We start from the raw sequence: 11,775 nt of genomic DNA on the forward strand, positions 1-11,775 counted from the left end.
TGTGATTCAACACAACTTGAAGCTGGTTTTTACAGGCGGAATTTTAAGCCCTGACCAATGCGATGCATATCGGAACCTTAGCTATCTAACTTTTTTACGAGGAAGTCAGGGGGCAAAAGCTCATAGTCCTCCGAGAACAAGCTCGGAGCTGTAAGCCGAACTTGATTCGGGGACGCCAAAGAACCGAGGCTACAGTTCTACTGTGCCGAGCTCAGCATAGCTAATATGTGAGTAACTTAGTACCCAATGCACTAGAGTAAAAAGTTATTTCTGCCTGTGCTATGATATACCTAAGATTATAACCGAATCTTGGGTATGTCTTCTTGCCTGAAAGGTTCATTGGGTTTGGCATCCTTGGGAATAAGAATGGTATAGCTTGCACCTGTTTTTTTAATGGTCAGTGTTTTGCTGCGCAACCAAGGGTTGTGCACTTTGAGTATTTTATAGCTGATGCCTTGTTTAATGGCAAAATCAACCAAATCGGGGATGCTCTCGGTCACAGTTACTTTGCGGTAATCAATGGGTTGATAGCGTTGCTGGGCGGGTATGTTGAATCCGTAGCTTTGAGGATTTTCAAAAATGAGTTTGACGGCTACTGCCCTTATTACATACTTGGCAGTTTCGGCATTGAGAAACAGGTCATAGTATGAAGCTACTTTTTGGCGGTTTACATTGCTGCGAATGCCTCCCATGCCTCGGTTGTAAGAAGCTGCCACCAGTGCCCAGTTGCCAAAAATACCATGGGCGTCGTTCAAATACCTACAGGCGGCTTTGGTAGCTTTGAGTCTATGGTAGCGCTCGTCTACTTCTTTGTTTACCTCCAGTTTGTATTGCTTGCCAGTGGCACGCATAAACTGCCAAAACCCGGTAGCACCTACCCGTGAAATAAGGTTGAGCAAATTACTTTCTACCACGGCAATGTACTTAAAGTCTTCGGGGATGTTGTTTTTTTTGAGAATGGGTACAATTTGAGGAAACCAACGCCCAGCACGCTTGTAGTTCATGATGGTGCGACTATGACGATAGGCGGTTTGTACCAGCTCTTGTTCCAGGCGTTCGCGCACTTCGGGGTCTTGCAACGGTACTTTTTCTCCGGCAAAACTGACCGATGAAGGAATGGGAACACTGGTAAATTTGAAAGCCTGTGGAGCTGGTGCACCAGTACTTGGGTGAGTGGGTTGATTAGACGCTTGTGATTGAGAGGTTAAAATATACCCTGCCAGTCCTAGGTTGACCAGCAAGAGTATAACTAATAGTGTGTTTTTCAAAACGTTTAAAAGTTGGGTGACAAGTTATAGTTACTATAAAATTCATCAATTGCCTGCACTGCCTCGTCCACATCATCTACCACAGTAATAAGATCCAGGTCTTCTATATTGATATTGTGCGCTTTTTGTGCCACAGTGCTTTTAAGCCAATCAACCAACCCTCCCCAATAGCTGCTATCAAACAAGATGATAGGGAACTTACCAATTTTTTTGGTTTGGATAAGGGTAATTGCTTCAAAAAGCTCATCTAAAGTACCCATTCCTCCTGGCATTACCACAAAACCTTGGGCATATTTTACAAACATTACCTTGCGCACAAAAAAGTAGTCAAAATTGATGACTTTATCAGTGTCAATATAAGCATTGTTGCCTTGTTCAAATGGCAAATTGATACAAAGCCCTACCGACTTACCTCCTTGTTCGTAAGCTCCTTTGTTTCCGGCTTCCATAATACCAGGACCACCACCGGTAATTACCCCATAACCGTGGCGTACCAGTTTGGCAGCAATTTTTTCAGCATTTTTATAGTGTGGGTGATCGGGTTTGGTACGTGCCGAACCAAAAATAGAGACACAGGGACCTATTTTAGCCATAGATTCGTAACCGTTTACAAACTCAGACATCACCTTAAATATACCCCAGGAGTCGGAGCTTCTTATTTGTGCCCACGGGCGCTGTGAGCGGTTAAAAGATTTGCGGATTTTTCTTTCATCTTCGTGATTTACCGATTGTGATTCATTATCTGTTTGCATGTATATATGTTTTTTATGAATAAAATGTGACTTGCCTGTTTGTACCCACCAAGCCAATATTTTTGTCTATATTTGGGTAGGTTTTCAGTGGGGTGAGGTCTGCTGTATTTGACCGTATCACTTTTAACGCTTAACTTCAATACAGGGCTGAAATTGACGCATTAAAATTTAAGCAAGCCTACAAAACTATTATTTTAGATTTTAAAAGCAAGTTTTTTTTCAAGAAGATAAGTACCAAAGCAGGGTTTGTGTTATATTATAACATCCTTGTAGTGATTTAGTTACGCTTTTGCCTAAGGCTATTCGCCATTTTTTTCGACTCGCCAGAGAATGTAATTCATCTAAATTGAGCCATATTTACTTTTGACTTTGACTAAAAGAAAAATCGCCTTGTCTAATATTCAACAAACAATGCTTAATCAACGGTATTTAGTGGTAAACTATCAAACAAAAAAAGGCAGAAAACAGTTACACATACCACATAATATAGCTTTGACATGCTCAAGGTATACTTAAACGCGATTGTAGAAAAAATCAGTGAATAGTCAATGACAAAACTTACCCTGTATATATTCGGCAGCATTTTGTTGTTAGGGCTACCCGCCTGCCTCGACCCCATTACCCACCGTCACAATCCTGAGCTGATTAAATGGCAAGGAATGAAAAAAGACAGCGCTCAAGGCGTTGTCTCTGCAAAGGTGCCATTGCAATCTTCGCCCAAATCGGTCATTCAATTTTGCAAAAAACAGGGTTTATCTCCTTCTAAGCTTACCCAAAATAAACAAGGATTCTTCATCAGTGCCTCCTCCCCCATTGTAAGCGATCAGGTAATGGCTCAAGCCAAATGGTTGTTGAAATTTCATTTTGATCAATCACTGTGTCTCACCAAAACAGATATTTACAAAAGCCTGATCAGGTTTTAGTTTTCTTTTAGCAAATCTTTCAAGGCTTCGGTCAGCCCAGGGTGCTCAAACTCAAAGCCTGCCCTTATAATCTTATCGCAAGATACTTTGTTGCCTTCTAATACAATAGATGCCATTTCGCCCAGCATCATCTTGAGCATAAAGGCGGGTACATTGGGCAAAAACGCAGGACGGTGCACCACCGAAGCCAACCGCTTGGTCATTTCGGCGTTGGTAACGGGTGCAGGAGCTACCCCATTATACGCACCCCGCATGGTTTCATCTTCCAGGGCTTTCATAAATATACGGGCAATGTCATCTATGTGTATCCACGACATGTACTGATCGCCGCTGCCCAATGGTGCCCCCAAACCCAAACGTACTGGCTGAAGCAACTTGGGCAAAGCGCCGCTTTGGGGACTAAGCACCACGCCTACCCTTATTTTTACGGTTCTAATGCCTTGTTCTTCTATTTCTTTGGTGGCGTTTTCCCACTTACTGGTTACTTCTGCCAAAAAATCGTTGCCCGCCGGACTTTCTTCGTGCAGCAGTTGGGCGCCAGTGTTGATACCATAATAGCCTATGGCCGAGGCATTGACCAATGCTTTGGGGGCGGTAGACATTTTACGAATGGTTTGAGCAATCAACTCGGTAGATTGGGTACGGCTTTTCAATATTTCATCTTTGCGGCTTTCTGTCCAACGCTTATCGGCTACTCCAGCTCCAGCCAAATGCACTACTGCATCTACCCCTTCAAAAGCCGTTGCATCTATTTCCCCCTTTTGGGGATGCCACTCAAATACTTCTACATTTTTTATAGCACGTTTGCTTCGGCTCAAGTACCGAATACTGTAGCCTTTTTGAGCCAACAGTAGTTCGGTCAGGCGTTGTCCTATCAATCCGGTTCCCCCGGTAATTAGTATCGTTTTAGTCATACATTACCAACAATTAAAATAAGCTTTTGTTTTGATTTCTTACATCAACCCAAAGCGCCTGAATCCCCCCTTGAATCCTTTCTTAAAAGCAGTGTTCAGACAGTTTTTGTCAATGACTCACCAAAAACCTTCAAAATTCATAAAACAACCCCAATTATTTATACAACACCCCACAAACATAAACATTCCTTCACCTTTTAATAACCTCTAACTGCCTGATAATTTGTAACTTTCGCTAAGTAAAAAAATGACATACTACAATGAACATTATTCCTAAAAAGTACATCAAAGCAGCCCTTATATTTTGCTGGGCAAGCACTTTGTTTTGTGTAAGCATAGCATCTGCACAGCGCCCTTTGGTGGTGGGCATAAGCACCGATGTAAGCAGCCTCAAAGAGAGACAAAAAGCGGGTGAAATTATTGCTGCTTATCTGGAAAAAAAACTCCATAAAAAAATAGTGGTATTGCTTCCGCAAAAAAATAATGAGCTAGTTCAAATGCTCAAAGACAAAAAAGTAGACATTGCTTTTTTGAATACCTTTGGCTATATATTGGCGGCGGCCGAAGTAGCTATAGACCCGTTGGTGGTAGTGTCGGCAGATGCCCGCCAACCAACTGCCTACAAAAGCTGCCTGATAAAACACCCCAATACCAAAATAAAAACCATAGCCGATGTGGTAAAAAAGTCTAATGCAGCTCAATTGAAGTTTGCCTTCGTAAACCCTACCTCTACTTCAGGACATTTGGTGCCCCGCCTTTATTTCAATTCGCTGGGGCTCAACTATACCGAGTCACATTTTAAAGAAATTATATTTGGTAACAACCACACCAACACCATCCGGCAGATAGCCAGCCACAAGGCAGACCTGGGCGCCTGCTCTTACGACGATTTGCAAAAAATGATGGCTGCCGAAAAAATCTCAAAAAAAGCCGTGGAGGTATTGTGGGTATCATCGCCCATAGTAAATGGCCCCATAGCAGCACACACCCAACTTGACAAGTCACTGAAGGCTGCCATTAGCCAGGCGTTTCTGAAAATGCCCGATAACGCTCCCCAGCTACAGGCAGCTTTTAAAAAGTTATGGCATACTTCAGGCAAAAAAACTTATTTTGTAAAAGCCCAAAATACCTGGTACGATCCTATCCGAAAAATGGCCAGTTCGTTAGAAGAACTTGTGCTCATTTTGAACTATTATACTGACTAGTTTACTCATTATCGTTCTATACAATACTTCACTCACCATCTTATTTCTGAAATCGTACTGTTTGCTTAAGCAGTACGATTTTTTCGAGTATGAGAACCAAGGCAGAATTAAATATATCTAATGAGTAACGTACACTGAGTTAAAAACCAAAGCCCAAACCATTTGTACATGATTTGGGCTTTATTTGCTCAACCTCTCAAGTATCTTTTGGAGGGCTAAAAAAGCAAATCATCAACATTCTTTGCTTCTGTATAGCTTAGCCCTGACCACTCAGGCTTTTTTTTAAATCGTGTGCTTTCCCACTTATACTCTCCTCCTAAATTTACCAAAGCTTGAATCAAGGATATTAATAAATAGTGTCGCTCAGGTCTTAATGAGAAACCAATAATTAAGATGTGATCTTCATTAAATACCAATCCAAGTTTTGTGTATAAAGAGGGGCTGACAAGGTTATTTTCTTTAAAACTGATTTTTATGTCAGTTACCCTATTTAATTCAAAAGTTATATCTTGAATCGATGTTTTCTTTTTGCAAAACGAAACCTTGTAATAAAATGCTCCCATATTATTTTTTATCGTTGAGTTTTAAACCACGAGTGTAATGTGCTGGGTCTAGCATTAGTTGAATAGGTAGACTTATAACCAGCAGCATCGATTACTTTTACGCAGGTAGTCGCACAATTATGGTAACGTATATTATAACTTTTGTTTTCCCATTCCTACATGGGAAGTTGCCGCAGCCAAGGCACTTGTATATTGCTGTGCTGTGATGACTTTCGTAACAGGTATTTTTGCGTGTGATCATAATATCCTCAATTCTGCTGGATTCTTAATTTGCACAAATTCAGTCATATTACTCGCGTTTGGGACACTGTGATGGAAAAATAGTTCAGGTCATCTTCTTCTAACTTGAGGCTAACCATGTTATGACCTGGATCACAAACAACAGGATCAGGATTTTCCGGGATAGTATACAGAGTGGTTCATGCTATTGGCTTAAGCAACCCTTCTGTTATAGGATCAGCAATTACTCCTGGCTTGGGCTTGCTTCTACTTCTATCAGGATAATATCGAGTACTGCTACGGTTCCTAATACTGCTGCTACTTTTAAACGTGATGACTTCGAGGGGGTTTTGGTTTCTTCCGTATTCTTCGTTTTCTTTCGTCAAATCATCCAGGCGTTTATCCTCGATGGCATCACTACCTTCAGGTACTAAACCTGCGGAATCATTCAATGAAATAGAATTATTAAAAGCGTATTGATAAGGAGTAATACCAGGCATCAAGGGGGCTAGTTCGTCTATTCCGTGGAAGCGTCCAAGCTGCGCGTCATATCTTCGATATATCGTCTCATACAAATTCAAATCAAAGGTTTCCTCAAGCTCAGTTCCCGCATTATACAAGTACTTATGCTCAGGCGTCCCCTGCTTCTCAATTCCTAGTGGTAAAGCACCAACTTCAGATAACCACTCGGCACCGTCGCATTTGGGTTGTTGCCTCCGTTTACAGGAAAACAAAAAAACCTGCACTAAATTAGTACAGGGTGTTGTGCTTTAATAGACGACTATCCCAAATTATCTGTCTTGCAAAAGTACGCACAAAAACCACTTCTACAACTCATAACTACCTATCTTTCAGTTTTATAAGAAATAAAAAAAGCCCAAATCATTTTCACATGATTTGGGCTTTGGTTTTTAAATCAGCTTATGTTTACTCAACCTTTCAAGTCTCATTTGGAAGGCTTAAAAGAGCTAAGATTTTGCTAGTCTTTTCCATAACTTTTCATAAAACTTGACTAGAATAGAGTCATTTTTGAATATCATTATATCTCTAATTAGGTAATTATTAGAATTTATTTTTGTTATGAAGAGAGTTTTAGCATTATAATCAAATTGAATTTTAGACAGAGGTAACTCAAGGGTGTCAGTATTGTTAAAACTATTAAAGTTTATTTCGCCTGATCTGAGTCCAATATATTTATCACTTGATGTTTTAACACACAGTTTTACATTTTTATTTAAATAATCAAATTGAATATCTTCGATTACCTTATTACTCTCCCTTCCACTACCTCCCTGTCTTTCAATTAATTGCAAGCTATATTTTTCAGGTAAGATATTGGTGTATTGATGAATTCGGTTTTTCCTATATTTATTCAAATATCCTTTTATAACATTACCATCAATGGATTCTATGCCCTCCGAAGAAAAGTATGCTGCACCTTTCATTTTTAAATGTTTATCATAAAAAAGCAGAAAAGTACTACGATACTCTGCGTTTTTAGACATATCATATAAAAGAATCAAATAAGCACCTGAAAAATATATTTGCTCAGCTTTAGTCAAGGTTTTGAAGTCTAGCTTGGAGCCAAGAGGTAGTGTACTTTTTTTAGTTGATATGCATCCAGGCACCAAAAAAAATAGTAAAACATACAACGCTAATCTTTTTATATAATTATAGGGGTTCTTAAAATTAATCATAACTAATCCTATTTATAGCAAATCAGTAGTCCTTCTTTTTAAGAGGTCTGTTAAATATTTTCTTACCACGTAAATGTTCATTTCCTGGAAGTCTCAAGTGACTCGTTTGCTTATTCACAATCCCAGCACCTATGATGTAACCAAGCCTCTCTGCATATTTAGTACTCATAGACTCTGTAGTAAGCGTACCATCTTGTAAACTTTGTAATCCATCGTAACCAGCTCTAGCTACTGACCAAGGTAATCCTTTTAAAGCAGCAACAAGCCCAGCTCCCATATTGCCTACATCTCTTGCAGAGGCAAAAATACGTTCTCTTTTATGGGTTCCCATTATAGGCATTCCCCGATACATATATTCTACTGCATCAACGCCTTGTTGTAAACCAAGTCTCTTAAAATCGTATTTTTGGCCACCTGTTGCGTTAGGCATATAATAAAAGATGTTTGGAGTATCATAAAGTAAGTCATTTAAAAAAGCTTTACCACTAAAATCATTTGGATCAATTGTACCTGCCCATCTGTCCCCTTCTTCAAAGTAGAATGATTGAGGGGTTGCAGAATAGCCAACTAAATCTCCAACGGTTCCATCTTCATTTCTGATATAGATTCCATTATCATCACCATCCAGGTTACCACCAACTACCCTATAAGTACCATCTTTGGTAATCGTTACAAATGTTGAATCACCATTGATATCAATAGTCTTTATAGGATCATTTGCACCATATTGATAAGAACTAAAACCGTAATACTTCTCAGCAAAACGATCTACTCTATTAAACCTTCCAATTGCTGGGTCGTACTCACGTTGTCCATACGAAAGCCAGTTCAAGCCAAACGCTTCCTGCTTTTCTTTTCCATTATACAAATACTTATGATTAGGTTTCCCTACCTTCTCAATCCCACTTAAGCCCATTCCAAAAGGATAATAGTGATTCTCCTGTACAATGAGTTGAGGGGTAAAATCTACCTTGAGATCATCAAACCACACATTTTGACGATCGGTTTCGTTGGCAATATAAATCTGCAAAATACCATTGGCGGGTATCTCATAATCAAAATGGAGCCTTTCCCAAGCCGTATGTGCCACCGAAGTAACAAAAATTTCCCACTTTGGATCGCCCTTGTACCCGTTTCATCATAAAAAACATAACGCAAATAAGCATTGGGCAAACCACTGCTTTGGCTACCAGCATTGCCAGGTGTAAAGCTCACACCTACTTGCAATACGTTAGGGTTATTGGTAGCCGTTTCGCTGTTATTATTGTACGCCTGGGCAAGCGTACCCACCAACAAACTTAAGCTACTTGCCGTGGGGTGGCTGGGAGCACCACTGATGCGGGCGTATACTTCAGCACTTACCTTATCCCCCTTAGTTACTTTCAAGGTTTTCCAAGGGCCCAGTAGCTGGGTATCGCCCCCTAGTTTGGCAGCTAATCCAAATTACCTATACAAAAAGCCACTTCTACAACGCATAACCTCCTCTTTTTCAATTCATAATAAATAAAAAAAGCCCAAACCATTTGTATATGATTTGGGCTTTGGTTTTAGAAAATATCACTGGGCAAGTTAACGCAAAAATATAAACTAAATTTGATTTGTTGACGTGCTTAACTGAAGTTTGGCAATGGTGCTATGAAAAAATAATATATAAGTGCTGATAATATTGTTGTTAAGACAATATAAACAATCGAAATATTATATTTCTTCTTCAATACAAAAAAACAAAAAATAAGTGTCAATAATGCTGTGACCTCTAATGCCAAAAGTGAGAATAAAATACTACCCTCCATTGCCATAATATATTGACCTTTGAGGAAAGCAATTAACAAAACCCAAATTGAAATACTCCAAACACCAAAAAAACCTTGCTTTTTGTCGTTCTTATTGAGATATAAAGATAATAACCCTATTATACAAAATGTCCATTTAAGATAAGTTATAGCATGGCTCTCATGAATATTTTGGGTAAGAATAGGAGAACTATTTCTATCCATTCTATTAAATACATAATAGAGTATGTCTAATAAAAAATATGCTAAAAATGACGTAGTCAATATATTAGATAATAACGTTTCTTTTTTCATTCTGCTATATTTAGATTATACCTATTACTTTACCTTAGTGCTTATTATTGCTCTGATAAATGAACGTATTTCGTTGCTTTCATCCTTATAAGGCTTCATTAATGCATTGATATAATCTTTTTTATTCTCATAAATTTTATAGTCATATTTTCCGTTCTCATACAATCCAATTTGATACATTTTCTGTGACTTTTGACCACCAATGCTTTTATTGTAACTAAATCCCATGGTCATAGGCTTTCCAGCAATCTGTAATCGAATGTCAGTTTTAAACTCTGTTATTTTTTCATTTCGTGGATTATAATTCCTTGGGCTACTACTAAAAGGAATTACCTTAACTCTATTTTTCCCAACACTCACTGTATATTTTGTCCTCATTGAGGTTTCACCATAAACAGCACGCATATAGTTTGTTGATATAACAGATTCCCTCTCAGCATATTCCCTGTGTAAATTTTCACTTAATCCAGGAAACTTCTCATGAGTATAGGCATGAGTCAGTTCATGATTCATAGTATATTCACTTCTTGCAGTTCCGCCTTCATAATATCGCCGATATGTAGTCGGTTTATAATAAACAGTCCGCGCAGGTCCTTCCTTACCATGAGTATCATACCCAGCACCATTCCACAAATATACAGACCTTACCCTGTATAGATGTTTCGAGCTAACCAAAGCTCTTAATTTTGTATTGCCTTTATTTGTAGCAGCCATCATAGCCATGTATTTCATTGCTACATCCTTGTTGCTTCCTGGTAATGTTACCTCTTTTCCATCAGGATCAATAAATTTCAAAGGATTATTTAACACATAGGTATAAGGAGATGTGGCATAATATTTTTCAGATAGCTCATCAACTCCATGCCATCTTCCAAGTTGAGCATCATAAAATCTAGCTCCATAATCCAACCAATTCAACCCAAACGCTTCCTGCTTTTCTTTCCCGTTATATTGATACCTATGCTCAGGCCTCCCCTGCTTCTCAATCCCTCGCAAGTTCATTCCAAACGGATAATAATGATTCTCCTGTACAATCAATTGGGGCGTATGCTCCACCACCATATCGTCAAAGAATACTTCCTGGTCGCTTTCGTTGGCGGCAAATACCTGAAGGTAACCGCGCTCAGTAGCGGTATAACTAAGCTCTAACGCTTGCCATTGCCCAGCGCCCGCCTGCAAATGTTTGATCTGCAAAGAAACCGCCACCGGAGTACCGTCTTGTGTATAAAACACTGACTTCAAATAGCCGCTTGGCACGCTCGCATTTGGGTTGTTGCCTCCGTTGCTGGGCGTAATACTCAAGCCAAGGTTCAGTAAGAAAGGCGTGTTTTCTGTAGAAATTTCGCCACTCTTTGCGTGACCATTCACTTGTTTTAAGGTAAGCCCCCAGTTCACCACGTTGTTGTGGGTCACTCCCGGCATAATAGCCCTTCACTTTGACCACATCCCCTTTGCTTACTTCAAGGTTACGTAGCATTCCCAACGGTTCGGCACTCGTTAACTTGGCGGCGTGGTTGCTGGCGCTCGTTGGATCAGAAGAAATAATAACTTCTTTATATTCAAACCCTTGCTGTTTATCGGTATCAATATCCTCTAAATCAGCCCAGTAAGTTTCCTTTTCTCCCTCCCTAAAAGCCACGCATAAGTTGTCCAAGTGATGTATTACCTTCTTCTCCTTCTTCTAAAACTATTAATTATTTTATCATACAATTCCTTGTTTTTCAAAGAGACGCGTTTATATCCAACACTAATTTTCCCAAAACTTTTGTTCTTCCAACAAAAACCTAAGCTATCTACACCTTGTAATAATAATGTGTCACCTGAATTTTGAGTTTCAAATTTTTGATAATACGTTCCCTGCTCTCTAATGTAATTATAGTTAGGGGTATTTATAAAAGTTGTAATATATACCATAGAAGAGTCCCTATAGAAGTATTTATATATGCTTTCTCCATGATCTCCTTCTAATCTATCACAAATAAATCCCTTAGGAACATCTAAATACATTTTGCTGTACTTTTTAGTTGGATTGAACTTTACAGTTTTAACATTCTGTGATAAAGAAGAATGGTATCCCTCCCAGTAAGTACATGTTTACATCTGCTATTAGCTAGCTTACCTTTGCATCAAAAAGATATGAATAAAGA

14 protein-coding genes are annotated in these 11,775 nt (G+C 39.1%); 2 read left to right on the forward strand and 12 right to left on the reverse strand.

What is annotated here, in order from left to right:
- Positions 1-296: 296 nt before the first annotated feature.
- Both Q0954_RS30275 and Q0954_RS30280 read right to left on the reverse strand, forming a co-directional pair.
- Positions 297-1,268 carry a lytic transglycosylase domain-containing protein gene (locus tag Q0954_RS30275; RefSeq protein ID WP_299464441.1) on the reverse strand — a complete coding sequence of 324 codons (972 nt, stop codon included), beginning with the start codon at positions 1,266-1,268 and terminating at the stop codon, positions 297-299.
- A 5-nt stretch (positions 1,269-1,273) separates the two neighbouring features.
- Entirely contained in the window at positions 1,274-2,020 is a 747-nt protein-coding gene (locus Q0954_RS30280; RefSeq protein WP_299464444.1) for a TIGR00730 family Rossman fold protein, read from the reverse strand.
- A 548-nt stretch (positions 2,021-2,568) separates the two neighbouring features.
- Here Q0954_RS30280 and Q0954_RS30285 point away from each other — a divergent pair.
- Positions 2,569-2,943, forward strand: a complete 375-nt coding sequence (locus Q0954_RS30285; RefSeq protein ID WP_299464447.1) for a hypothetical protein — start codon at positions 2,569-2,571, stop codon at positions 2,941-2,943.
- Here the strand turns inward: Q0954_RS30285 and Q0954_RS30290 are convergent.
- On the reverse strand, positions 2,940-3,857 hold the full coding sequence (locus Q0954_RS30290) for a TIGR01777 family oxidoreductase (protein ID WP_299464449.1): 918 nt from the start codon (positions 3,855-3,857) through the stop codon (positions 2,940-2,942). The two genes, Q0954_RS30285 and Q0954_RS30290, sit on opposite strands and share 4 nt — an antisense overlap.
- Positions 3,858-4,117: 260 nt before the next feature.
- Here Q0954_RS30290 and phnD point away from each other — a divergent pair, with 260 nt between their 5' ends.
- On the forward strand, positions 4,118-5,062 hold the full coding sequence (gene phnD / locus Q0954_RS30295) for a phosphate/phosphite/phosphonate ABC transporter substrate-binding protein (RefSeq protein ID WP_299464452.1): 945 nt from the start codon (positions 4,118-4,120) through the stop codon (positions 5,060-5,062).
- A gap of 215 nt (positions 5,063-5,277) precedes the next feature.
- Here phnD and Q0954_RS30300 read toward each other — a convergent pair whose 3' ends face one another.
- The 9 genes from Q0954_RS30300 to Q0954_RS30340 form a co-directional block, all read right to left on the reverse strand.
- A complete protein-coding gene (locus tag Q0954_RS30300; protein WP_299464455.1) occupies positions 5,278-5,625 on the reverse strand; it encodes a hypothetical protein in 348 nt (115 codons plus the stop codon).
- Between the two features lie 419 nt (positions 5,626-6,044).
- A complete protein-coding gene (locus tag Q0954_RS30305; protein WP_299464458.1) occupies positions 6,045-6,590 on the reverse strand; it encodes an RHS repeat-associated core domain-containing protein in 546 nt (181 codons plus the stop codon).
- Between the two features lie 222 nt (positions 6,591-6,812).
- Entirely contained in the window at positions 6,813-7,541 is a 729-nt protein-coding gene (locus tag Q0954_RS30310) for a hypothetical protein (protein WP_299464461.1), read from the reverse strand.
- 22 nt (positions 7,542-7,563) lie between these two features.
- Positions 7,564-8,571 (reverse strand): RHS repeat-associated core domain-containing protein, encoded by a 1,008-nt coding sequence (locus Q0954_RS30315; RefSeq protein ID WP_299464464.1) that lies wholly within the window; start codon positions 8,569-8,571, stop codon positions 7,564-7,566.
- Positions 8,508-8,927, reverse strand: coding sequence for a hypothetical protein (locus tag Q0954_RS30320; protein ID WP_299464467.1), 420 nt, complete (start codon positions 8,925-8,927; stop codon positions 8,508-8,510). Before Q0954_RS30320 ends, Q0954_RS30315 begins: the two co-directional genes overlap by 64 nt.
- 224 nt (positions 8,928-9,151) lie before the next feature.
- The gene (locus Q0954_RS30325; protein ID WP_299464469.1) at positions 9,152-9,628 is read right to left on the reverse strand and encodes a hypothetical protein; all 477 of its coding nucleotides are present in this window, start codon (positions 9,626-9,628) and stop codon (positions 9,152-9,154) included.
- A 24-nt stretch (positions 9,629-9,652) separates the two neighbouring features.
- On the reverse strand, positions 9,653-10,861 hold the full coding sequence (locus tag Q0954_RS30330; RefSeq protein WP_299464472.1) for an RHS repeat-associated core domain-containing protein: 1,209 nt from the start codon (positions 10,859-10,861) through the stop codon (positions 9,653-9,655).
- Positions 10,767-11,282, reverse strand: a complete 516-nt coding sequence (locus Q0954_RS30335) for a hypothetical protein (RefSeq protein WP_299464475.1) — start codon at positions 11,280-11,282, stop codon at positions 10,767-10,769. Before Q0954_RS30335 ends, Q0954_RS30330 begins: the two co-directional genes overlap by 95 nt.
- 8 nt (positions 11,283-11,290) lie before the next feature.
- Positions 11,291-11,635, reverse strand: a complete 345-nt coding sequence (locus Q0954_RS30340; RefSeq protein ID WP_299464478.1) for a hypothetical protein — start codon at positions 11,633-11,635, stop codon at positions 11,291-11,293.
- Positions 11,636-11,775: the final 140 nt, after the last annotated feature.

It is taken from the genome of uncultured Microscilla sp. (assembly GCF_947493425.1).
GTDB lineage: Bacteria > Bacteroidota > Bacteroidia > Cytophagales > Microscillaceae > Microscilla.